Origin of the sequence: Shewanella sp. FJAT-52076 (genome assembly GCF_019457455.1) — a bacterium.
Lineage (GTDB): Bacteria > Pseudomonadota > Gammaproteobacteria > Enterobacterales > Shewanellaceae > Shewanella > Shewanella zhangzhouensis.
Genome location: NZ_CP080415.1, coordinates 2853839 through 2877836, shown reverse-complemented (window position 1 = coordinate 2877836; position 23998 = coordinate 2853839). Strand labels below are relative to the sequence as shown.

The 23998-nt window shown below is 53.9% G+C and carries 20 protein-coding genes and 1 other RNA gene; 12 read left to right on the top strand and 9 right to left on the bottom strand.

Going from position 1 to position 23998, the window contains the following annotated elements:
• Positions 1–37: 37 nt before the first annotated feature.
• Genes K0H79_RS12570 through K0H79_RS12560 form a run of 3 tightly spaced genes read right to left on the bottom strand, consistent with a single transcriptional unit; the run spans position 38 to position 3018 of the window.
• Positions 38–1093: a porin gene (locus K0H79_RS12570; protein ID WP_220076038.1), complete on the bottom strand. Its 1056-nt coding sequence runs from the start codon at positions 1091–1093 to the stop codon at positions 38–40.
• Between the two features lie 13 nt (positions 1094–1106).
• A complete protein-coding gene (locus K0H79_RS12565; RefSeq protein ID WP_220076037.1) occupies positions 1107–1475 on the bottom strand; it encodes a cytochrome c3 family protein in 369 nt (122 codons plus the stop codon).
• Between the two features lie 10 nt (positions 1476–1485).
• A complete protein-coding gene (locus K0H79_RS12560; protein WP_220076036.1) occupies positions 1486–3018 on the bottom strand; it encodes a flavocytochrome c in 1533 nt (510 codons plus the stop codon).
• 173 nt (positions 3019–3191) lie between these two features.
• Here K0H79_RS12560 and K0H79_RS12555 point away from each other — a divergent pair, with 173 nt between their 5' ends.
• From K0H79_RS12555 to K0H79_RS12545, 3 genes are all read left to right on the top strand, one after another.
• A complete protein-coding gene (locus K0H79_RS12555) occupies positions 3192–5006 on the top strand; it encodes a PhnD/SsuA/transferrin family substrate-binding protein (RefSeq protein ID WP_220076035.1) in 1815 nt (604 codons plus the stop codon).
• Complete coding sequence (locus tag K0H79_RS12550; RefSeq protein WP_220076034.1) at positions 4999–5598, top strand: response regulator transcription factor; 600 nt, start codon at positions 4999–5001, stop codon at positions 5596–5598. The genes K0H79_RS12555 and K0H79_RS12550 overlap by 8 nt, the downstream gene beginning before the upstream one ends.
• A 168-nt stretch (positions 5599–5766) precedes the next feature.
• A complete protein-coding gene (locus K0H79_RS12545; protein WP_220065105.1) occupies positions 5767–6015 on the top strand; it encodes a DUF3297 family protein in 249 nt (82 codons plus the stop codon).
• An 83-nt stretch (positions 6016–6098) separates the two neighbouring features.
• Here K0H79_RS12545 and K0H79_RS12540 read toward each other — a convergent pair whose 3' ends face one another.
• Together K0H79_RS12540 and K0H79_RS12535 are read right to left on the bottom strand one after the other, a co-directional pair.
• Positions 6099–7601: a methyl-accepting chemotaxis protein gene (locus K0H79_RS12540; RefSeq protein WP_220076033.1), complete on the bottom strand. Its 1503-nt coding sequence runs from the start codon at positions 7599–7601 to the stop codon at positions 6099–6101.
• Positions 7602–7676: 75 nt separating this feature from the next.
• Positions 7677–8258 carry a DUF6436 domain-containing protein gene (locus K0H79_RS12535; protein WP_220076032.1) on the bottom strand — a complete coding sequence of 194 codons (582 nt, stop codon included), beginning with the start codon at positions 8256–8258 and terminating at the stop codon, positions 7677–7679.
• Positions 8259–8724: 466 nt separating this feature from the next.
• Between K0H79_RS12535 and K0H79_RS12530 the strand changes: the two genes are divergently transcribed.
• Positions 8725–9450 (top strand): hypothetical protein, encoded by a 726-nt coding sequence (locus K0H79_RS12530; protein WP_220076031.1) that lies wholly within the window; start codon positions 8725–8727, stop codon positions 9448–9450.
• Positions 9451–9483: 33 nt separating this feature from the next.
• Here the strand turns inward: K0H79_RS12530 and K0H79_RS12525 are convergent, their stop codons facing one another.
• Positions 9484–11214, bottom strand: a complete 1731-nt coding sequence (locus K0H79_RS12525) for a cyanophycinase (protein ID WP_220076030.1) — start codon at positions 11212–11214, stop codon at positions 9484–9486.
• 422 nt (positions 11215–11636) lie between these two features.
• Here K0H79_RS12525 and K0H79_RS12520 point away from each other — a divergent pair, with 422 nt between their 5' ends.
• The 3 genes from K0H79_RS12520 to iadA are packed head-to-tail and all read left to right on the top strand — an operon-like array spanning position 11637 to position 16845.
• Positions 11637–14174 (top strand): TonB-dependent receptor, encoded by a 2538-nt coding sequence (locus K0H79_RS12520; protein ID WP_408733391.1) that lies wholly within the window; start codon positions 11637–11639, stop codon positions 14172–14174.
• A gap of 50 nt (positions 14175–14224) precedes the next feature.
• Positions 14225–15673 carry a putative basic amino acid antiporter YfcC gene (gene yfcC / locus K0H79_RS12515; protein WP_220076028.1) on the top strand — a complete coding sequence of 483 codons (1449 nt, stop codon included), beginning with the start codon at positions 14225–14227 and terminating at the stop codon, positions 15671–15673.
• Positions 15673–16845, top strand: a complete 1173-nt coding sequence (gene iadA / locus K0H79_RS12510) for a beta-aspartyl-peptidase (protein WP_220076027.1) — start codon at positions 15673–15675, stop codon at positions 16843–16845. Before yfcC ends, iadA begins: the two co-directional genes overlap by 1 nt.
• A 143-nt stretch (positions 16846–16988) precedes the next feature.
• On the opposite strand, the gene ssrA is transcribed toward iadA, so the two are convergent.
• Positions 16989–17344: a transfer-messenger RNA gene (ssrA, locus tag K0H79_RS12505) on the bottom strand.
• A gap of 96 nt (positions 17345–17440) precedes the next feature.
• Positions 17441–17923: an SsrA-binding protein SmpB gene (smpB, locus tag K0H79_RS12500; protein WP_203324372.1), complete on the bottom strand. Its 483-nt coding sequence runs from the start codon at positions 17921–17923 to the stop codon at positions 17441–17443.
• 180 nt (positions 17924–18103) lie between these two features.
• Here smpB and K0H79_RS12495 point away from each other — a divergent pair, with 180 nt between their 5' ends.
• Together K0H79_RS12495 and K0H79_RS12490 are read left to right on the top strand one after the other, a co-directional pair.
• Entirely contained in the window at positions 18104–18538 is a 435-nt protein-coding gene (locus tag K0H79_RS12495; protein ID WP_220065081.1) for an SRPBCC family protein, read from the top strand.
• A complete protein-coding gene (locus tag K0H79_RS12490) occupies positions 18528–18866 on the top strand; it encodes an RnfH family protein (RefSeq protein ID WP_220065080.1) in 339 nt (112 codons plus the stop codon). The genes K0H79_RS12495 and K0H79_RS12490 overlap by 11 nt, the downstream gene beginning before the upstream one ends.
• Positions 18867–18997: 131 nt before the next feature.
• On the opposite strand, the gene K0H79_RS12485 is transcribed toward K0H79_RS12490, so the two are convergent.
• Positions 18998–19489 carry an outer membrane protein assembly factor BamE gene (locus K0H79_RS12485; protein WP_220076026.1) on the bottom strand — a complete coding sequence of 164 codons (492 nt, stop codon included), beginning with the start codon at positions 19487–19489 and terminating at the stop codon, positions 18998–19000.
• Between the two features lie 313 nt (positions 19490–19802).
• Between K0H79_RS12485 and K0H79_RS12480 the strand changes: the two genes are divergently transcribed.
• The 3 genes from K0H79_RS12480 to K0H79_RS12470 all read left to right on the top strand — a co-directional run bounded on the left by K0H79_RS12480 (position 19803) and on the right by K0H79_RS12470 (position 22814).
• The gene (locus K0H79_RS12480) at positions 19803–20594 is read left to right on the top strand and encodes an SAM-dependent methyltransferase (RefSeq protein ID WP_220076025.1); all 792 of its coding nucleotides are present in this window, start codon (positions 19803–19805) and stop codon (positions 20592–20594) included.
• Between the two features lie 54 nt (positions 20595–20648).
• Positions 20649–20864, top strand: coding sequence for a hypothetical protein (locus K0H79_RS12475; RefSeq protein WP_011760495.1), 216 nt, complete (start codon positions 20649–20651; stop codon positions 20862–20864).
• Positions 20865–21065: 201 nt separating this feature from the next.
• Entirely contained in the window at positions 21066–22814 is a 1749-nt protein-coding gene (locus tag K0H79_RS12470) for a GGDEF domain-containing protein (protein ID WP_220076024.1), read from the top strand.
• Positions 22815–23998: the final 1184 nt, after the last annotated feature.

Below are 23998 nucleotides of genomic sequence, written 5' to 3'. Positions count from 1 at the left end.
TCATCCACCGGACCTGAACCTGGATAGCGCAGCAAGCTTAAAAGTCGTATCGAATGCCTATGCTGGTTATCGTGTCATCAAACTCAGCATATTGTTCGGTGTCGAACTGCCCCGCCTCCAGGTGTACCCGGGTAGACTTGGAGAAGAAGTACTCCGCGCCTACTCCCCACTGGCTGACCTGTGGAACCTGGGTCGCGGCCTCACCCATGGCCGAATAGACGCGGTTGGCGATAAGGCCGGTGCCGGACTCGTCTTTGCCATACTGGGCTTTAAACAGCCACTTGTCCCACTTGTAAGAGCCACTGATAATAAAACCCAGGCCATCTCTGTCCTGCCAATGAGGTTTGGCGGGGTTGGCCAGTTCTGATTGTTGAATAAGGGTGCCGAGTTTCAGGTTTTCAAGCCCAAGGGCGGCCAACTTCCAGTGACCCACAGCACGCCAGGCCTTGATATCTTCAACACCATCTGAGTAGGCCGCTGCAAAATACAGGTCGCTGTTTTTTAACTTCTTATCGCCATAAGTCAGCGCCAGTTGGAAGTTGCCATTCTCCTTGCGCTTGTCGCTGTCCTGATAATAGTTATCTTCCATCAGCAGGCTGGCGCCCAGTTGCCAGCCGTGCCATACAGGGGTCTTGTATTCGAAAGAATCGCCCCAGCGTTTGTCACCGGCCATCAAGCGGTCATGCTTCATGCTGTAGTTGTCAAACACATCCACAAAGCCCTTGGTCATTTTGAATACTGGCTCCATGCGCCCCGCGGCCAGCGAGCCCCATTGGGCATGACGAATACCGATAAAGGTGGGACGAGCGGTAAAGGGTTTGCTGTTGCCGGATTCGCTGGCCGAGTCGACACCCATTTCAATCTGATAGAAGAGGGTCAGATCCGCCGTCAGGGACTCAGTCCCGCGAACACCCAAACGGGTAAAGTTGTTCTCAAGCACTGTGCCATCAAGTCCCTTGTGGGTGGCGGCGCCCGTGTCTGAATGGGTGACCGAATAATCTATCCTGCCGTAAAAGTCGGGTGTGGCCTGTGCCTGCTGACTGAATCCGGCCAACAGTGCGGCGCTTAACAGGGAGAGACGAAAAACACTCATAGGTTACTCCGGATTATTTTGAAAAGTTTGGAAAGGCAAACTGGTGGCAGTCGTTGCAAAGCACCTTGGCTGGCTGATGCTCGCTGTGGCACACGGTGCAGGGCACATCTGCTCCCCAGTGCGGAGCATCGTGAGGATTGGGTGTTTGGTTCTGGGTGGCGGCGGCAATCTCATCGTAGCTGCCATGGCAGTCGATACAGGCCGCTTCGGTGGCAGGCCCCTTGGGGCTGCCCTGGTGGCAGGTTTTGCAGTCTTTTTCATCGTACATAAAGCTGTGGTTGCTGCGACCTTCACGCTTGCCCATTACCTTGTAGAGCTCCCCTGCGTGTAAGGGAGATGCCACAAAACTCAGTGCCAACAGGGATAAAATCAGGGTTTTCATGTGTGTCTCCTCAGGCCTTGGCCACCTGTTCACCGGCTATCACCCCAAATGCGAACGCATCGGGGCAGGAGCAGGCAGTTAATCGAATACGGCCAAACAGACCGCCCGTGGCTTCGCCGCAGGCGTAAAGGCCTTTGATGGGCTGGGCTGTGTCCCTGTTGATGACCTGGGCATTTTCATTGATTAATACGCCGCCCTGGGTGTAGTTGAATTTCGGACGGGCCTTGATGGCATAGAAAGGCGCTCGTTTGACGCTGACTTGCTTCAACGCGGTCATGTCTTTACCGAACTGGCTGTCTTTGCCTGCCAGGGCATCCTCGTTATAGCGCTTGAGGGTGGCTTTAAGCCCGGTAAGGTCGATGCCTTCCCCGTTGGCCAGGGCCTCGATGGAGTCGTACTTCACCATCATGCCTTCCTCCAAAGCGAGGTGCAGACGCTGCTTGTCGTGGAAGTTGTCGATGCCATCCTGATCGTAAATATTCAGCGGGAAGCGCCCCTCATTGCGGTCCATGATGTTGCAGATGGCTTCTGCCACGACCTGACGGTTGTTCTTTTCGCTGATAAAGCGCTGACCGGTTTTCGGGTCAACCAAGGCTCCCCACTGCAAATCTTCGGTAGGAATATCAAAGGCAAAGCGCATTAAAGATAGGTGGACTGTCTGGGCACCGGCGGCAACCAGAGACTTGAGTGCACCTGCGGTTGCGCCCCTGTGCGTGGTGGTTGGGATGTAGTCGCGAATATTGGGAAACTCCATGGCACGGAACTCCACATCGCGGCTGTAGCCGCCCACGGCCATGACCACACCCTTGGTCACGCGATAGTGTTTGATGGTGCCGGTGGTGTTTTCCCGGTCGTCATTCCCCAGATTTGGGTCGAAAAAGTACTGCTCGCGTACCTGAATCCCCATGACCTCGCCTTGGGCATTCAGATGCAGCTTGTCAAACTTCACTCTGCGACGGATTTCGCCCTGTAAGTCCTGGGTATAGAAGCGACGCAGTGGGCGCAGTATGCCTTTGCCACCGCCATTGACCGGATAAAGGGTCCGCGGCACCGAATGGCCACCGAGGCTCTTTAGCTTGTCATGGAAGCGGCAACCCCGCTCAATTGCCCAGGGCAATACGCGGGTCGTGGTATCGGCCATTTTCAGGGTCAGGTCTCTGTGGTTCTGATAGCCGCCCGCCTTGGAGATGTCTTCGGCAAAAAGCGCGGCAGAATCTTCAATCCCCTGTGCTTTTTGCAGGTGGCTGTTTACCACTGAAAAGTTCAGACCTGAGATGGCTGACGTCCCGCCGAGTACCGGCATTTTTTCAATAATAATGGTGTTTTTGGCACCGTTTTCCTTTGCCCGGATGGCGGCGCAGGTGCCCGCCAGCCCGCTGCCTACTACAACAACCTCAAAGGTTTCATCCCACACAATGGCGCTGTTGTTGTCGGACTTGGCCTGTACGGCAGGAGCCAGCACAGCAGGGGCCAGCCCAACGGCTGACAGTGCCAGACCTCCCTTGAGGAAGGTGCGGCGGCTTTGTTTGATTTTCTCGTTCATAGTGGCCTCACTTCATGATGACAAGGCCATGGAATCAAAAAGCGGGCAGCGGCTATATAGTGGTTTTCCGAAGCCCGTATCAGGCTGTGAAGCGGATCAACTCCCGGGAAGTTAAAGATGCAGGCTGCTCGGCCAGGGCCGATAATCCCGGTGTAATCTAATCGGGGAACATGATGAGTAAGGCGTGGCGGCTTTTATTAATGTTGGCGTTGCTGCCAGTGGCGATGGCCTTTGCCGGGGTGCCAGCCAGCGAAAAAGCGCAGAACAGACAGACTGTGCGCATTGGTATTCTCACCTTTGCCGAGCGCTCGGACACCCTGAGTGCCTGGCAAGCCACCGCCGATTATCTGGCCCGGCAGACAGGGCATGGCATCCGCATCGAACCGCTGACACCATCGGAGCTTGACAGGCAGGTTAAGGCCAGGGCGCTGGACTTTATTATCTCCAATCAATTTGTTGCCGTGGGCTACAAAAAAGACTGGGGCGCCAGTCAATTACTGACACTGATCCCTGCCGACGGTCGGGATCCTGCCCGTGCCATGGGCTCGGCATTGGTGGTGCGCGCGGGCGCCCCGGTAACCCGTTGGCAGCAGCTTGCCGAGCTTAACATTGTGTCCACTGACCCCCGGGCCTTTGGCGGATTTTTGATTTTTGCCGGCGAGATGGTGAGGCGGGGCTTGGACCCCGTCGCAGATTTACCCGGACTCACCTTTGAAGGGTTTCCTCAGACCAAACTATTGCAAAAGCTGTGGCTGCATGAGGCAGATATGGCCATTCTGCCCGCCTGCGTATTGGAGCAGGCCATTGCCCGTGGCGAGTACCCGGAGGGAGCTTTTGATATTGCCCTGGCGAAAGCGACGCCCGGATTTGCCTGTGGTGTATCGAGCGAACTCTATCCCTATACCGCACTCTCCAAGCTTGGCCACACCAAAAGTGCTCTGGCAACTGAGGTGGCCAGGGCGTTGTTGTCGATGGATGCCAACACGGCGGCGGCCGTCACTGGCGGCTATCGCGGCTGGTCTGTGCCGGTAAACGATAATCGGGTATTTGCGCTCAAACACACGTTAAGAGAATGGCCGTTTCAAACCAACTGGCAGCGGGTCGCCTCTGCCGCCATGCCCTGGTTTGGGGCGATAGTTCTGTGTTTGCTTTTGGGGTATCTGCATCACCTGCGGATAAAGCGGCTGGTGGTTAAACGTACCCGGGCACTGGAGACGGAAATTGAACAGCATCGGGAGACCCAACGGGCGTTCAACGAGCAGCAGCGCCAGTTTTATCGAGCTCAGCGGGTTTTGCTTACCGGAGAGATGGCGTCGGGGATCTCCCATGAGTTGAAACAGCCGTTGGCGGGGATCCGCTATCTTGCCCAGGGCTGTCTGTATCGGCTTAAAGACCATGAACCCGAGATAGCATCGGCCCTTGGCGGGGTACTGACACAGGTCGATAGGGCCCAGGAAACCATCAGCCGCCTGCGAAGTTTCTGCCAGCAGCCCAGTCGCAGTGTGCCTTATCGGGTGGATACCCTGATTGAAGAGACCCTGGCGCTGATCTCACCGGAGCTTAAACGGTTGAAACTTGAACCTTCATTGACCCTCGCTGAGGTCGAGGCCAGGCTGGACCCCGGGCTTATGACCCAGGTGTTGGTGAATGTACTGCTCAATGCCCTGGACGCCATGGCCGGGCAGCCAATGCCATGGCTCGGTATTTCCCTTGAAACCACTGACTCGGGTTACCTTATCCGGGTGTCTGACAATGGTTGTGGGTTAACTGAGGCGCAGCTGTCCAGGCTGTTTTTCCCATTTGAGTCGGCCAAGGCCGACGGATTGGGACTGGGCATGGTCATTTGCAAACGTATTGTTGAAGAACATGGCGGCAAAATCTCGGCCCATAATCGTTTTGATGCCCCCGCAATCGCCCCCCAAATCGAGTGCATCCCCAGTGGGCTGGAGATATGCATAGAGATGCCCCTGGGAGCTGAAAATGATTGATGTGTATCTGGTGGATGACGACCCCGATGTGTTGGCGTCACTGAAATGGATGCTCGAAGGCCTTGGTATCAAAGCACGGGGCTTTGCATCGGCAGAGGATTTTTTGGCGGCTGTCGACTTGTCCCGCCCCGCAGTTGCTGTGCTGGATGTGCAGATGCCCGATATGGACGGGATGAGCCTGCTGGAGGTGCTGTTCTCCCGGCCAGGCCCTCTGGTTCCCATAATGCTTACCGGCCATGGCAATATCTCCATGGCCGTGAAAGCAATACAACAGGGCGCCATGGATTTTATCGAAAAGCCGGTGGATGGTGACAAACTGCTGGCCTTGCTGCGCCGGGCGGCAAGGGTTGCCACAGAGCGCGCTGCCAGCCTGCAGCTGTCGGCCGACATCCAGCAGCGGCTCGATAGCTTGTCCCCAAGAGAAACCGATGTAATGCATCGGGTGCTTGAGGGCAAACTCAATAAAACCATTGCCGCAGAATTATTTATCACCCAAAGAACGGTTGAGATCCATCGTCGTAACCTGCTGGAAAAAATGGCCGTGAGCAATGTGGCCGAGCTGGCGTTTGTTCTGTCGAAGCTGCGTCCTTAGCGTTAGGGAATCCTGATACTTGTTGGGCTTACGGGAAAAAACGCACTAGTGGCCGAGGAGCGGCTCACTAAGGTCACAGGTAACCAACAGCGCCTATTGAGCCCGGCCGGGTGATTGCCTACAATGGCGCACGATTTTCATATTGCAATTGATGAGCAGATAACGAGCATGAACGACACTAAATCACAGCCAGCCTTGCCGGACCGCCTTTCCATCAACCCCCGCAGCCCACACCATGTCGCTGCCGTGTTTGAGTACGATATCGGCATCAAGATCAACGGCAAAGAGCGTTTTGACGTTGAAGAATACTGCATCAGCGAAGGCTGGATTAAAGTGGCCTCCCGCAAGGCCCTGGACCGCCGTGGTCAGCCACTGCTGATGACCATCAAGGGTGAAGTGGAAGCGTTCTACAAGTAATTGCCAACCTGTCTGCGTATTTCAGATACAGGATTATGTAAAAAAAGACAGGGCTCCCTGTCTTTTTTTCTGAGTATTGAATGTCAGCCGGTATGAAAACGCTTCATATCTGAGTGGATAAGGCCCGCAAGGCCGGTGGCTTCGGCGACTTCTTCCACCACCCTATCAATTTCATTATTGTTGTCATCGCTGAGCAGCCGGATGCTCAGCGCATTTTGACTGATTTCTCCGATTACCTGCATTTGTTCCGCGGTAGAGCTGGCTATTTGGCTGCTGATTTCCACAATCTGCTGCAGGGATTGTCGTACCTGGCCAAGTCTTTCGTCGGTCTGCTGCGTAAAGGCGACACATTGGATCACACTCTTTTGGCTGGTTGACATGGCGTTCACGGCATCATCACTGCGGGCTTGCAGACGTTGGATCATGTTGTGAATTTCTTCGGTGGACTGCTGTGTCTTGGATGCGAGGCTTCGCACCTCGTCTGCCACCACGGCAAAACCGCGTCCCTGTTCTCCGGCTCTGGCAGCTTCGATGGCGGCGTTGAGGGCCAGCAGGTTGGTTTGTTCGGCAATGCTTTTTATCACATCCAGCACTTTGCCAATGCTTTTGCTGTCTTCGGCCAGGCGACTGCTGGCTTCTGCGGCAAGCTCAATGGTGTTTGCCAGTGTACGGACTTCATCGAGGGTTTTGCGGCTAAGTGCAGAGCCATCCCGGGATTTCGCATCGGCATCGCTCACGGCTGCCGAGGCATCGTTGGCGTTGTCTGAAATCTGTCTCACCGCCTCGCTGACGTTGCCCACGCCGGTGGCGATGATATCGATTTGATTGTGCTGCAGTTTCATGCGGCCATTTACCCCAGACATGGAATCGTGCAGCCTGGTGCTGAGCTGAGTCAGTTTATCTCCCGCCGAGGCCATTCGGCCAACCATGCCCTGAAGATGGTCCAAAAAGCCATTGAATGCGCGGCTTTGATCGTTGCTGCTGGCTTGGGTTCTGTGGGTGAGGTCGATTTGCTCGCCGGTGAGATGGTGGGCGACTGCCTGGATGTCAAAAGAAACCTCCGCCTGGCGGTGCAGGTTTTTGGCCATAACCACTAACACCAGTGTCTCAACCACCACATAGCCGGCGTGGATAAAGATGATCCCCCAGGAGCGTTCTGCGCTGTCGAGCATAAAGACACTGCCACCGGTGGTTTGCCACCAAAAGAGTCCCACATGCAGCACGGCGGCAAGAGCCGCAGACGCGATGATAGGCAACCAGTCCCGGCAGTAGAGCAGCATCGCGAGGCAGGCAAAGTAGCCAAAATGCATCTCTATCATGCCGCGAGACAGGTGCACATGCAGGGTGACCATCACCATAAATGCCAGCCCCATGGTCACCCGGGTTATGCGCTCACCCGGGCTGAGTGCCCGGATGGCGCCTGCCGCTATGGTTGTCAGCAGGCCAACTATGATGGCCACGGTCCAGTTGCCGAAAACGCCCGCCAGGCCCAGTGCATAGAGGAACATCATGACCAGCACCGAAAACATAATGGTGTCTGATTTAATGTAATGATCCCGCATCATCTCAGTGCTTAAGGTATTCATTTTCTGTTGAGACTCTCCATTTGAGTGGGCAAGTAAGCCGTTATCGGAAAACATGAGCTGTGATTGAGGCCCTTCTCAGGTGCTCCAACGGCAATGGCAGGACACCTGAATTGGCCAATCAGGCATTGGCAAAGGTTCACCGGCAGCATTCAACAGTGCTTCGCGCAGTAAATCGGCTCCCGAGCCGCAGCTGGGGCCAGTGGAATAGGCACCAAGGTAAACCAGGGTGCCATCGGCCTTCCAAACCCCCACGACCGGCGTAACTTCCGGCACCTCATTGAGTGTAATCCGTTTCATTTGTTTGAGCGTATCCGGAAGCGCGGCATTGCTTTGGGTGTAAAGCAAATTGGTGTGCTGCGGCAGCTTCGCGGACACTTTGCTGAGTGCGGATGTTGTCAGCTGCTCAAGGTGCGCGTAGGTATCATCGCTGCAGTCGCAGCCCGGGTCGATAAAATGCACCACCACGGGGGCGCTGCCATCAGCAGTGCTGCTGGCAGAGGCTTTGATTAGGTCAGCGACCTCTCGCCCCACGCTTTGTTGGTTGAGCAGCGATGGCTCTATTTTGCTGATATGGCGAAGCTCCAACCACCAAAATGCCAACAGCACCGAAACCAGCCAGCTTGACAGAATAAGCATGCTCATGCGCTTTTTGGTCATGGGGATGACATCCTTTGAACTGTTGCTAATACTGCTTCAATCCAGCAAGTACGCCCATGGGCCGCTAAGGGATCACTGCCTTTTAGAAGAAGGGCGCCGCTCTCGTCAGCATGGCCCGGTCAGCATGGTCTGGCCAGGCGTTGCCTCCCCGGCTGTGGTCTGGGCACTCTGAGCAAGTATAGGTTCTGAAAGCCCGGGTATAGCCGCACTGCACAAAGCATGTGTGTTAGTGGCTCACTGAGGCTTAAGAATGGGCTTTTTGGCATACACAGTTTGCGTCTTTCAAAGATTGTCTGACCTGAAAGCAGCGTCTTTTCCCGCGCTCATCGACACGTCTTTTCCTATAAAAGTGCGTGCCGGCCTTACAAGCAGGGCAAGTTTGCCGGTGCTTTTTGACGAGTGAATCGCGCGATGTAAAAGACAGCACTAGACTCATAGAGGCTTGGCTATCAAAGGAGCGACTCTTGTGAAGACCGCTGGAGGCTGTGTGTCCGTCATGTCGTCGGTATTCTTGCTTGGGCTGGCGTTTGCGGCCCAATCTGACGTGGCACTAAAAAGTGGGGCGAGAACACTGGCGGTTATCGCCCTGGAGTATCCACTATTCACGACGGAAACACAGGCAGATAAAGGTAGCAGTTTCAGAGCGTTGCAGAAGTATCTGCTCTCAAACCAACTCGAATTTGAGCTGCAACCCCTGTTCCTGCCCTCTGCGCGTGCACAGAGTGAAATTGTTGCAGGTAGTTGGTGTGCTTCATTTTATCCCCCTCCAGATATCGTCAGGGATCAATCCCGCTTTGTGCTTTTATCCGATGCCAAAGTGGTATTGGGCATATTTCGTCGTCGTGGGCATGACCCTTTTGTATGGCGGGACTTATCCGAGTTGGGCGGGGGAACCATTGCCTTGCTTCGTTCAAAAGTAGACGGCAGCTTTATTCAGCAATTCATTGATGCCGGACTCACTATCGAGTTTGTCAGTGATATCTCAACCGGATTAAGGATGCTCAGTAAAGGACGGGTGGACTACGCGTTCGGCGACAGTGACGCATTAAGTGTGCTCACCTTGCCAAAAGCGATGCGGGAAGACTTGCAGTTTTCTTCCACTCACCTGATGGAGGTGCCTGTCGGGGTGTTCGTCAACCCAATGTGTCCAGAGGCCGCTGCCGTGTTGGAGACAGTGCCGGCCCAAGACTGACGGAATAAGGCCCAGTTTGCTATTTGTTATTGGTTATTGAGTCAGCTTATCTGACGATACCCCTGTGCTGTGTTCAAGCCCCAATGACTGGTAATAACCCAGAGACTGGTAATAACCCAGTGAATGACATTGGCTATATGGCTGGTGGATAAGGGTAAATCCATCCCTTGGCAGCCAAGCGGGTATAAACCCAGCGCAACTGACCTCGTGTAATTCTCCCTGTGGTTCTTCAACCCTGATCTTATCGCGACTTAACCTCAGTCGGGTGCTATGGGGCAGGTAGTGGATGATGTGGCTGTGAGCCGGGCTCTGGTGTGTTTGCGCTTTATCGGAGTTCGGGCCATGGCTTTTCGCCGCAGTTATTTTAATTACCCCCTGTGTTTCAGATGCAGGCTCACTGAACCAGACGCCGCCTTCACCTTCGATAACACCGTATTGGCCATCTTTGGATAGCCAGAGCGCAGTGTTTTCATCGACGCCCACCGCAAGGCCGGTTTGGCTTTTATCCTGCAGCAGTACCAGTCTGATTTGTCTGTCGCGTTCACTGAAATGGGTATCTGTCACGCCGAACGGGTAGAGTCCCAATCCGCCACCGGGTCGGTAGGTGAGGGCGTTGGCAGGATTCAGCGCCTCGCAGCTAAGCTCTTCGCATCGCTCGCTGACAGGGGCTGCGGCTACCACGCCAAAATCCAATGCCCCCTGACTGGTGCCGCCGGTGATCATGGCACCCGATGCCATCACGGCAGCACCGGCGCTGGTGCCGCCGATTATCAATTCACCGTTTGCAAATCGTTGTTTTACCAGTTCAAGTGCTGTGCTCGGTTGACCATCGACGCCCAGCCAAGCCGCCAGAGTGAGGGATTGATCGCCGCCGGAGAGAAAAAGGCCATCCAGAGAAGCCAGGGTGTGCAGCAATTGCTCTGGATTGAGACAAGCCTGATGGTATTTGTCCCACAGCGCCGGGTATACCCGTTGCCTGTCGTGGTATCCCTGATAAATCTCACCAAGCGCTGCCAGCTCACTGCATCCAGCCTCCTTATCGTCAAACTCCCAGGCTTGCTGCAACGCGCTGTCTAACGGTAGCCATTGGGCTATCGCGCCCGCCTGAGTAAAGGCTTGTTGATAAAAACTGGCGGCTTCAAACGGATCCCGCGCAGATGCGGTGACTATGCCGATTTTCGGCGGCTGATTACCGGCTTGCTGGGCCGCGCGGCTAACAAAGGCACTGAAGTGTGAGGCGCCCTGGGCATTTTTGCCCTGCGCCAAACGTACTTGCTCTGTCTTTAGCTCCCCTTCCGGGGTGAGCTGTACCCACTCGAGGGTGTCGAGCAGGGCGAAATAGCTGGCGTCATTGAGTGTATTGCCAAGTGGGCCCAGCAGATCATGAAGAGCCTCGACATCGAGAATGTTGCTATCTGCAGAGCCCAGAGCGCTGAGCAATGCCCTTTGGGTATCGACGTTGAGTCGTCCCCAGGCCGGGGTGGCCTGAAAGCGGGCCAGACTTTGCTCGCTCAACTCATACAAATGCCGGGTTTTGGCCTTGTCCGGGAAGCTTGTGTCAGCCGTGCAGTGCTTTGGGCTCAGGGAGCTGCACACGGATAAAGCTCCACCCGCCAGCATCAGCGACAGTGTTGGGATGGGGTCCTTGTCTTTTTCCGGTGTATTGTCTGGGTTATAGGGTTTGGCCGCAGCGGACGCAGCAAAGGGCGCTATTGACATCGACAGGGCAACAGCACCGATAAACAAGCGTAATTTTGAGGTCATGGCTCTGCTCTAAAAAATTTTGCATGCCACGTATTGACTGGTCGCCACTATAACGGCTAGCTTGTTTACCGGTCAATAACATTGATTTCACATTTGGTGGATATGTTTCCAGTATCAACTTCTCTTGAAAGATACCATTACCGTACCTGGTATCTGTCCGAATGGTGGGACGAATAAACCACTGAACTTTAAGGTTCAGTGGGCTGTCCTGCGTCATCGCTAAGGCTCCCACGCCTCATTTTTTGCTCAGCTGCACGCCTGCACCGTGAACGCACAACTTTTTTGTGCCACGTATTGACCACGTCCGGTGGCTTAGGCGCGCGCCTGAAAAATTATTCGTTTATTTTTGGGAGCTTCTCATGAAAGTTTCAGTATTTGCCTGCGCCATTTCCGGTTTTGCCCTGTCAGCCCTGACCATCGCCATGGCCCACGCGGCCGATGACAACAAGGCTATTTCAGCCGAATCCAAACTCGAAAAAATCCAGATCACCGGTTCACGTCTGAAAGGGGTGGACATGGAAGGAGCCAATCCGCTGCAGTCGTTCGATAAGGAAGAACTTATCAAACGTGGCTATGACACCATTGCCGAATTCCTCAAGGATCTGCCCCAGGCGGCAAGTGCCGGCACCTTCACCGAAACCGGTGGCGTTGGCGGCGCCGATGGCGCACCGGCCGGGGCAGCCGGGGTGAGTTTGCGTGGCCTGGGTTCAAGTTCGACTCTGGTACTGGTGAATGGTCGCCGGGTCGCGGTGGACTCTTTCTCCAATGGCTCAGACTCCTTTGTAAACGTTAATGCCATTCCCATGGCGGCCATTGAGCGCATCGATGTACTGACCGATGGCGCTTCGTCTATTTATGGCTCAGATGCCATCGCCGGGGTGATTAACTTCATTCTGCGTAAGGATTTTGTCGGGCATGAACTCACGGCCCAGTACGGCAATGACACCAGTGACCACGATGCCAGTCGCACCGGACTGACCTACGCGGGCGGCTTTGCCACCGACAACACCAACACCACAGTGGTGCTGGATTACGCCAAGCGCAACGCAATTTTTAACAGCGATCGTCCCATCAATGTGACTTACACCTCTTATACAGAGATGGTGATTGACGGTAATTACTATGCCGAAGACTGGTGTGGTGATGACACCCGCTGGGGCGGCGAAGCCTGTAATTATGACTATGTTATCCAGCGCGCCATTCAACCCGATTTCGAGAATATCGGTGCCACACTTAATCACCAGTGGCAGCTTGGCAATGATATGACCTTCTTTGCCGAGGCCATGTATCAGCAAAACACCGGCCATGCCTATGAGGCGCCAGCTGGATACACGGTAACGGTTCCCGGTGATGCGGCTTACGTGCCTGACTATGTACGTGACATCAATGCCGCAGATGGCGATGACAGCAACAGCATACGGGTACGTACCCGCATGCCAGAGCGCAGAATTCAGGAATACGATACCGAAAGCTATCGTGTACTTGCCGGACTTCGTGGTGAGTGGGGCGACTGGGGTTGGGAGTCAGCAGCAAGCTACGGTAAGTCCAGCAACGAAGTGACCCATGTGGCGGGCTATATGAATCGCAATGCGTTGGCCGATGCCATTGCCAGCGGCAGTTTTAATCCGTTTAACCTGGGGATGGACAACAGTGAAGAGGCGATAGCGGCGCTGCGTGACAGTGCCATTCGCCGCGGCGAGTCTGAGGTGATGTCGCTGGATGCCAACATCAGTGGTGAACTCTTTGAGATGAATGCCGGCCTGGTAAGCGCTGTATTTGGCGCCGAGCTTCGCAGCGAAGAAATTGTTGATAATCCGGCCGCATCAGCGGTAAACGACGATGTGATTGGCCTTGGCGCCAGTGATGCCGCCGCCGACAGAACCCAGTATGCCGTTTATGGCGAGGTCAATCTGCCGCTGTTTGAGAATGTGGACCTGATAACCGCGCTGCGTTACGACCATTACAGTGACTTTGGTGGCGACATCAATCCCAAGGTATCGCTGCGTTATAAGGCCACCGAAGATCTGGTACTCAGAGCATCCTGGAGCACGGGTTTCCGGGCTCCTTCGCTTTCACAGCTGGGGGCAGGCACCTCCCTTGGCAGCCAATACATCAACTGCGGCGCAGGTGAGCCTTTCAATGCCCTGTGTGGCAGTAACGGCGCCATCGATGGTGAACTGGAGTTCGATCAGGAAACCATAGGTAACAAGGGGTTGGATGCAGAATCCTCTGAAGCCATCAACGCCGGGCTGTCTTGGAATCTGACCGACAACTGGCAGCTTACCGTGGATTACTGGCGCTACGATCACGCAGACATAGTGGATATCGATGCCTCCACCACCCTTAATGCCTGCGTACAAGGCACTGCGCCTGTGGTGGGTTCGGTGAGCGAGCTTAAGGGCGAGTTCGGTTGCGTCCTGGATGGTAATGGCGACATCAGCTTCCTGCGTACCGGCTACTTTAACGTTGGCAGCCAGACCACAGACGGTCTCGATTATCGGATGACCTATCGTCTTGAAACAGACGCGTCAGGCGAATTCAGTTTCTACGTCAGTGGCACAGAAACCTTCAGTTTTGAGCGCCAGGTAACTCCGGATGCCGACGTAGAGGACCTCCTAGGCCGCCTGTCCGGTGCCAACGAAATTGCCCGACCCGAGCGGGTGCTGGATGCCGGTACGGACTGGAGCCTGGGTGACTGGAGTGCCAGCCTCAGCGCCCATTATGTCTCGAGCATGGGCGATGGTGACTTCAAGTTTGATAACGAGACAGTGGACAGTTGGCTTACCTTCAGCGCCAGCGTGGGTGTGACCCTGATGGAGAATCACTCGCTGATGTTATCGGTTCGTAACCTTACCGATGAGGAGCCACCGTATGCCTCGTCGCCTACCAATGGTTACGCCAGCTCAGCCCATGACTGGCTCGGCCAGCGCTGGAACCTGCGTTACAGCCTGCGCTTCTGATGCTCTCCCTGGCCGGGCTTGCCCGGCCTTTTTTCATCGTGGGAGGACATATGTCTTTATCCAAACGGGAAATGCCGGATGCCTTCGTCATCCTGATGTTGATGATGCTGCTGGCATGGGGCCTGACCTTTCTCCTGCCCGCAGGCCAGTTTATGTGGGTGGCAGAGCAGGGGATCCGGCTTGAAAATTTCAGCCTTCAGGCCTCCGAGGGGCTGGGCAGTGCGCTTTTCAGTGCAAACGGAACGCCTGGGCTGCTCAACTCAGCATTTGACGGGCTCACCTCGGGAGGGCGCGACAGCTCTGCCGTTGGTGTGGTGGCCTTTATTTTGATTGTGGGCGGTGCTTTTGGTGTGCTGCTGGCAAGTGGCGCCGTGCATCAGGCGCTGACACTGCTGATGGCACGTCTCAAAGCGCGGGAAGCCCTGTTGTTGCCGGTGCTGTTTGTGGTGTTTTCCTTAAGCGGGGCCGTGTATGGCATGAGCGAGGAGGCGATTGCCTTTTGCCTGCTGCTGATGCCACTTTTCAATGCCCTGGGTTACCATCCTGCGGTGGTGGTGCTGGTAACCTACGTCGCCACCCAGGTCGGCTTTGCCACCTCCTGGATGAACCCTTTCAGTGTGGCCATTGCCCAGGGCATTGCCGGGCTGCCTTTGATGTCGGGCGCCTGGCTTCGGGCACTGTGCTGGGGGATTTTTACCCTCTGCGCCCTGGTATACACACTGCGGTTTGCCAAGCACACGCGACGCAAGGCTGCTGGTCCGGCAGAGGCAGCGGATGCAAAGCTTACTCAGCCCCTGATAACAGAGCCTCAGCTACAGCAGATGCGCCTCGGTATGGTGAATGTTGGCATTTTGCTGATTTTACTGCTGACACTGGTGTGGGTGATTTGGGGCGTGGTGGCTGGGGGGTATTATATTGCCCAGATTGCCAGTCAGTTCTTTGCCATGGCGATGGCGATTGGCTTGCTGCTGTGGCTCAGTGGCACCATGACCTTAAATCAGGTGTCCGGCTCCTTTCAGCGTGGCGCTGCCGAGCTGCTTCCTGCCGCGCTGATAGTGGGTTTCGCCAAAGGGCTGGTGATATTGCTTGGCGGCGATAACCCGTCGGCCCCTTCGGTGCTCAACACCTTGCTGTACTCAGCGGGTGGCAGTATCGGAGACTTGCCCGACTGGCTCTCGGCGCAAATGATGCTGGTGTTTCAGTCGGTATTTAATGTGTTTGTATCGTCAGGCTCCGGCCAGGCTGCCCTGACCATGCCGTTGATGTCACCGCTGGCAGAGCTTGCCGGGCTCAGCAGGCAACTGGCCGTGCTGTGTTTTCAGCTGGGCGACGGACTGACCAACCTGATTATTCCAACCTCTGCGTCCCTGATGGGCTGTTTGGGCGTGGTCAAAATCTCCTTTGGACAGTGGCTTAAATTGATTTGGCGATTACAGCTGTTGCTGATGACCCTGGCGAGTGCTGCTGTGGGTATTGCCGTTTATACAGGATATAGCTGATGTTAACTTTGATCAGAAATGCCAACCTTTTTACGCCTTCAGCGGTTGGTTTACAGGATGTGCTTTTTGACACAGGTGGCGTTATCGCCATCGCTGAGCCGGGCTCGCTGCATGTCGCTTCTTTGCCCTGCCATGAAATCGACGCCAACGGGCGTGCACTGGTGCCTGGCCTCGTTGACCCGCTGGTTCACATCAGTGGCGGCGGCGGAGAAGGCGGCTTTCATACCCGCACCCCTGAGATGCAATTGACGGAAGCCACTCTGGCGGGAGTCACAACCCTGGTGGGGGCACTGGGTACAGATGCTGTCAGTCGCAGCCTGGAAGACTTGCTGGCCAAGGCTCACGGCTTGGCCAATGAAGGCTTAACGACTTATATCTACACCGGCTCTTACGAGTATCCGGTCAAGACCCTCACAGGGGATATTACCCGGGATATGATGCTTATCGACAAGGTGATTGGTGTGGGCGAAATCGCCATTGCCGATCACCGTGGTTCGCAGCTTTCTGCCGCCGAACTGGCTCGGGTCGCCAGTAAGGCCAGGGTGGGGGGCATGTTAAGCGGGAAGGGCGGCATTGTGTTTGTGCATGTGGGGGATGGCAAACGCGGGCTGGATATTCTGTCTGAGGTTGCCAGCAGCACCGATATTCCGCTGTCGCAATTCTATCCGACCCACATCAACCGCTCCCAGGCATTGCTTGAGCAGGGCGTTGAGTTTGCTCTGGCGGGTGGCGTAATTGATTTTACGGCCTCTGAAAACAGCGCCACCTTAAACAGCGACGAAATCAGTGCGATAGATGCAGTAAAGCATGCGCTGGCAGCTGGCGTGGCGGTATCACAAATCACCTTAAGCTCCGACGGCAATGCCAGTTTGCCGGTATTCGATGCCGCTGGTCGCTTAACCGGCCTCGAAGTCGGCCGGGTCGGCAGTCTGGCAAAGGTATTTCGTGGCCTTATCAGCGAAGGTATTGCCGTGGCAGATGCCCTTGCCATGACCTCCGCCAATGCGGCCCGGATATTGGGGCTTGCCACCAAAGGGGTTATTGCTGAGGGGAAAGATGCTGATCTCGTGCTGCTGAATGACCAATATGAACCTGAGTTTGTCTGGTGCCTTGGCAAAGCCATGGTGGCCAATGGCCAGCCACTGGTTCGGGGAACCTTTGAGAGCGCTTGAGTGACGGGGGGCGGACTGTGCACAGACGGAGGGAGCGCTGGCCGCTCCCTCATATTTGCGTTAACCCCTCGGTTCGCGGTCTTTATGGGCAGAATATCAGGCAATAAAAAAGACGTCCGAAGACGTCTTTTTTATTTTAGGTTTGGTGGAGGCGGCGGGACTTGAACCCGCGTCCGAAAAACCTACGCTCAAGGCGCTACATGCTTAGTCTCTCTTTTATTTAACCGCTCGAACTCCGAAAGACAGGATTTCTAACGGTGAGCCTGGAACTGTTTCGCGGTTCACCCCCAGACAAGGTTCCCTCGCTAGCACGATGTAAGGTGACCATCAAATCCACTGCCCATGTGCGAGACCTGTGGTAGATGGCTGGCGCTAATTAAGCAGCCAGAGCGTAGTTATCGTCGTTTGCAACTATAACTTTGCGGCTTTTTACGAGGCCAACCGCCCCTCGGCATGCTCCCGGAGTTTCGCGAATCCCGTCGAATCCAGAATCGCCCCCAAGATGGTTTGATTGTACTCCCATGCTGCCCCGAATTCCAAGGCATTATTTGGCAGTGACAATCAACTGTCTGTTTTACGTTCGAAAACAGACAGCTTATTTGTTCTTCATCACCCGGGCTTTTTCAATGGCCCAGTCGCGCTGCTTGATGTCATCACGCTTGTCGTGGGCTTTTTTACCTTTACCCAGACCAATCTCCACCTTGACCCAGGCGCCTTTGCGCCAGTACATGGAGATAGGCACGATGGCATAGCCCTGGCGTTCGACCAAGCCGGCCAGACGGTCTAGCTCACGGCGATTAAGCAGCAGCTTGCGCGGACGGGTAGGGTCGCAGACCACGTGGGTAGAGGCGGCGTGCAGAGGGGTGATATGGCAGTGGTGCAAGTAGGCTTCACCGTTTTTCAGCATCACGTAACTGTCTGAGATGTTGATTTTTCCGGCGCGGATAGACTTAACCTCCCATCCCATCAGGGACAGGCCTGCCTCGAATTTTTCATCGAATTTGTATTCGAAGGTCGCGCGCTTGTTGCGGGCGATCGTGGCCGGCTGGGCGGCCTTTTTTGCGTTTTTCTTTACCATAGGCGGGCTATTATAGCGTGGGGTATGTAATTTGGAATTGACCACCTGCGAATATTTACATGTTTTGCCAAGCGAATGTTTTTGTTGATGAGTTTTTAATCGTTTTGGCGGTTGCAGCGTTTTAGGCAACCCGTGTTACAATCGGCGGCTATCCAATTTCAAGAGTTTGAATACACACGAATGCCTAAGGTTACCCGAAGCGCACTGGTCAGATTCAGTGCCCGGCAGATGTACGATCTGGTCAATGATGTTGAGTCTTACAAGGAGTTTTTACCGGGCTGCGTCGGCGGCAAGGTAATTTCATTTGACGGACAAACCATGGTGGCCTCTGTGGATGTGGCCAAGGCGGGTATCGCCAAAACCTTTACCACCCGCAACCAGGTGATCCCGGCCAGGCAAATATCCCTGAAGCTGGAGAACGGTCCGTTTCGACATCTGATTGGCGAGTGGCGGTTCACCGAGCTGACAGAAGATGCATGCAAGGTGGATTTTGAGCTGGACTTCGAATTTTCCAGCGGTCTTGCGGACTTTGCATTTGGCAAGGTATTCAAAGAATTGGCATCTTCTATGGTGACGGCCTTTACCAACAGGGCCAAGGTGATTTATGGCCAGTGAGACTGAAAAATTTGGGGTGGATGTGGTGTATGCTTTGCCCCACAAGCAAAAAGTGATTCATGTGATGGTGTCACCGGGCACCACCTTTATTGAGGCTGTCCGTCAGAGCAATATCTGCAGTTTTTTCCCGGAGATAGAGCTCGACTCGGTGAAACTTGGCAGTTTCAGTCGCCTGGTGAAACATGATGATGAATTGCAACCTGGAAACCGGGTTGAGATCTATCGCCCCTTGATTGCCGATCCTAAAGATGTCAGACGCCAGCGGGCGGAAAAAGCCAAGGACGAGGGGCGTGCCAGCAAGGTAACGGGTGGTAAAATCCAATCCTGAAGTGGTGAGTCCCGTATCACGGACAAAACGAATGCGAAGGTCTGAGTGACCATGGCAGGCTCATCACTGAGCAACAGCCAATAAAAAAGCGCCTCTGGGCGCTTTTTTATTGGGCGAATCACACCTTCATATCAGAACTTGCGAATGGCCCTGGGATCGTTTTCCTTGCCTTCTTCCACCAAAGGCTTTTCATCGCCGCGTTGTTCAGGCACCTGAGGCACGGCTTCGGCGGCATTCACACTCGGCAGCTTACTCTGTTCCAGTGGAGTATTGAACTCGCTGGAAAGTTCATAATCACCCGTTACTTTAACCAGTTGATTATTTTCAAAATACAGCACTAATTCCTTGTGAATGACACTGGCGTCACGACCGCTTTTGAAATGATACACGTAGTACCAGGTATCGTCGGCGAAGCTGTCTCTGAGCACGGGACGGCCCAGTACATATTCGGCCTGCTCCTTGGTCATCTCGATTCTGAGCTTTTCAACCTGCTGCGGCTCCATGTAGTTACCCTGAGGAATATCAGGCTTATACACCAGCCAATCAAAAACACTGCAGCCAGAGAGAGACAGTGAGAGGGCTGCGGCCCCCAGCAGGGTAAGACTTTGCTTCTTGTTCAACATCGTGAGTGCTTATTCCTTAAAAACTGCGGGCCATCATACCCAAGGCTGGGTCAAACTGACAAGGGCGGTTGCCGAAAACCCTTCATTTGCCGGATTTTGACCATGGTTGCGCCGGAAGGTTCGCTGGTTTCTATGTTGTTATCACTCATACTTAGGGTTGATAAGTCTGTCTAATTAAGAGCATTCTTAAAAAATGATTGATTATCAATAGGGTTAGCTCGATTGTTTAGGGTGAAAAAGAGCGCCCTGTGTATTGCAATACGCCCGGAAAGTTATAAAAATGTGACTTTTGAGCAGGAACTCGGAGTAGGTCTTGGGTAGTTTGGTCTGTGTGGGCACAGGGATAGGGTTGGCAGGACAGATTAGCGTCCGGGCCAAGAGTCACATCATCAACGCCGAACTGGTATTCAGTTTGTTGCCTGATGGTTTTGCCCAGCATTATCTCGAGGAACTGAATCCCAATGTGGTCAATCTCCAGCAATTTTATGCTCAGGGGGATGAGGTAAAGAGCCGGCGGTTAACCTACGAGCAAATGACAGAGGCTATGCTGGCAGCGGTGCGAGCGGGTAAAAAAGTGGTCGGGGCGTTTTATGGGCATCCGGGTGTGTTTGCCTGTGTGCCGCACATGGCCATAAGCCGTGCCCGCAGGGAGGGGTTTGATGCCTGGATGGAACCCGGCATTTCGGCCGAAGATTGCCTTTGGGCCGATCTGGGTATCGACCCCGGGCAAAGTGGTCACCAAAGTATGGAAGCCAGCCAGTTTTTGTTTTATCAACATGTGCCTAACCCATGTTGCCATTTGCTGCTTTGGCAAATAGCCCTTGCCGGCGAACACACGCTGACCAAGTTCCATACCAGTTCAGACAGATTACAGGTGTTGGTGGAACATCTGATGCAGTGGTATCCGCCGGAGCATGAGGTTGTGCTTTATGAAGCTGCATTTTTGCCGGTGCATGAACCCAGTGTGCACCGGGTAAAACTTAACGAGTTACCAAGCGCCCCCATGGGCCCTGCGACAACCCTGTTGGTGCCGCCTGCCAGGCGGCTTGAATACAATCTTGAGGTATTGGCCCGGCTTGGGCTGAGCCCGGAGGATCTTGCCTGACGGGGCAAGTGCTTTTGCGACAAAACCACGACAGCGGAAAATAAGGAGAACCAGGTGTCAAAACTGACAGATTTTTTAAAGCAGCTCGGGGAAGATGCTGCCCTGCTGGAGGCATATAAAAAGGACCCCGAAGGCGTGATGCGCCAGCACGGCCTGAGTGAGGATGAAATTCAAGCCATCATGAGTGGCGATAAAGCCAAACTCAAGGCCCTTGGCGGTGAAGAGCAGTACCAGTCCCTGGTTGTGATTTATAACGGGAATGATGCGTAAATGACCTGTTACCGTGCTGCACTTGTGTTAGCGCTTTGGCTCTTTTTGCCCTGGCTTGCCGTGGCGAATGGAGACTATCGCGCAATGCTGAATGAGCTTATAAACATGCAGCACGGTCCTTCTGAGAGAAAAACAGAGCTCATTAATGTTTTAAAAACAGCCGAAAAGAAGCTCGATGCGGAAGAACTCGGTCAGTTAAAGATGATCCTGGGCAGAGAGCAATTGTACGAAGGGGCCTATCAAGCCGGTGTGAATGATCTGAAAGTGGCTGAGTCACAACTGTTTTCATCCCGACATTTGCACTTGGTTTATGGCTACCTTGCCACAGGTTATCAGCTGCTTGGTGATTACGAATCGTCCCTTCGTTACCTAAAGCTCGGGCTTGAACTGGTAAAAACAGTTTCAGACAAGGACGTACAACGCAATGCCTACATTCGGGCGGCGAGTCTCTTCTACCAGCTCGGTTTTTATGAAGAGGTGGGGCTTTATGCCCAGAGGGCGCTTCAGTTGGCTGATGAGGCCAATACCAAGGATATCTGTTACGCCAACCTCTATATTGCCGCTTATATACAGGAGTCGGGAGAATTGCCCCGTGCTGCGGAGGCGTTTCAGCGAACCGGCGATTATTGTCAGGAGCATGGCTGGCGGCTCATTACTGTGATGACCATTAAGTCTCGTGGGCTTATCAGCCATGAGTCAAACCTGATTGAGGATGCCATCACCCTGATGGAGCAGGCGCTGGCAGAGTATCGCACCCTTGGCTTCCAACTTGAGATAGCCAGTACCCAAAGCGCGCTGGCAAAGGCCTACCTCGACATTGGTGATTGGGAGAAGGCGGAGGCCGCCGCTGTCGAAGCTATCGACAGCAAAGGTGCCGACAATAAGGCACTGAAAGACGCCTGGTATGTGATGGCCACACTGAAGGCGAGAAGCAACGACTTTGTTACTGCCTATGAAGCCCAAAAACATGAAAATCATTATGCCAATGAACTGTTGAACGAAACCAAGGCCCGGGAAATGGCGTACCAGGCGGCCAAGTTTAATTTTGTTGAGCAGCAGCGGGAAATCGCCTTGCTGAACAGTGAAAGGGATAGCTATCTGGTGAGGCAGGAAACCATCTCCCGGGAGCATTCCGGCTCTTTGATGATATCTACCGTGCTGACGGGTATTACCTTATTTTTATCTGTGTTTCTGGCAACCGGATTGTCTCAGCGCAACAAGTACATGCGCCTGGCGCAGCGTGACGGCCTCACAGGAACCTATAACCGGGCCACGGGGCAGGAGAAGGGGGAAAACGCGTTGATTGGCTGTATGGCGCGAGGTGAGCCGACGGCTGCTGTTTTGCTGGATTTGGATAATTTTAAGCGGATCAATGATGCGTTCGGCCATGCCACAGGCGACTGGACTCTGAAAAAAGTGGTGGAAGTGATTCGGCCACAATTGGCCGATAACCATATTCTGTGCCGCTTTGGCGGAGAGGAATTTATGCTGGTCTTGCCTGGGCTTTCGGGGGCGCAGGCGGTGGAAGTGGCTGAGCGCTGCAGAGAGGCCATTGCCGGGGTGAACACCCATTATTCGGGACACAGCTTTAAACTTACCGCCAGTTTTGGGGTGACCGAGTGGCAAAAGGGTGACTTAAGCTTGGATCCCATGATAAAGAGAGCCGATTTGGCCTTATACCGGGCCAAACATCTGGGACGCAACCGTGTCGTCAGCTACGGCTTTGCGGAGCTTGAGGGAGACCATACTCAGGCTTTCGGCGATACCAAGGAAAACTCGTCTGTGCAAAGCAGAAATCAAACGCCATCATCAGTCAGCGCTGCCCAATCAGCTATGGCGTCAGATGGTAAAACCGGCAATGAGTCTTCCAACCAGAGCGCTACTTATGCAGGAGTGCCGGGGCAATCCCAGGTCAGCGTGGAGCCGTCTGATAAGGTTGCAACTCCTTAAGATAGCCGTAAGCGGCTATCCACTCATCAGCAAACCTCTTATGCGGTTTTGATTTGCTGGCGCGGCTTAACATTCAATGAGAGGCCTATCTTTAAAGTAGCGCGCTGGTAGTTGATGTATCGATATTGATGCTTGCCGCCTCTGCAGCCTCTGCAGCCTCTGCACTAATCGTCTGACAAATACGCTGGGCCTGCACGCTGATGCCATCCCATCCCTGCATCCCACTAATCTCCCGGCAGATGTGCTGATATGACATGCAGCTGGCCAAAGCCTTTCTGACGTTCATCCTCTCTTACATCAAGTCTCTCATGCATCAAGCTCAAGCGCCTCTCACTTCCCCCCCATTCCTGTTGAAGCCTCATCGTGTTTGTCCTTTTTCATCCGGTGAGGACTTCCAATGGGCTGGATACGGAAGAACTCGCACTGGTAAAGACCTGTGCAGCTCTCGATTATCCGTGGCTGTGCTTTTAGTGCTTCAAGGGGGACGACAGCTGTGATGTGTAAAACCAGGACTCTGGCGGGGCTGGGTTAGCTGCGCCTGACTCCCATCGAAGTGCACAATCAATATCGTTTGCCTGGGACGGAGGCCGCGATGGGGGGAAGGGCTGCTGTTTCGGCGCTCTTAATGCACATCAAGCTGTTCAATCGAGTCATCTTCTGGTCAAGTTGTAACCCGCTCTTGGGCTTGGCTCTGAACCTCAACGGGGCGGTAAACGGCATTTGTGGTATTCATCAGATGATTTTTTGCAAAAAAATTTAAAAATTTTGAATTTTTTCATGATTAAACCAATTGTTACTGGCTTGTTGATCTGGCGACGCAAGTATTAAACCCCGGCACTCTCCTTGTTTGTTTGGTTACGTTTACGTAAAGGTGAAATTAAAACAAGCGTTTAACTCCGCCTTTTTATCGACTTTGCTTAAGTCATTGTAAATAAAGAGTTATGCAAGCTTACGCTGAGGGCAGCGCGAAACGATTCTGGATGTTACGACCAAAGTCAAATGCGGAGTTTGGTGTATTTATTAATTTACATTGTGTAAGTAAATTACCTAATAAATTACTTTGTTTGTATATTGGTATGTTGGTAAGACAAATTTCACACAAGTTTTGAGTGATTAGAATTTGACCTATAGAAACTAGATAAATAACAAATGTTTATTTTATATTCCCCTGTTTGGTCTGACCA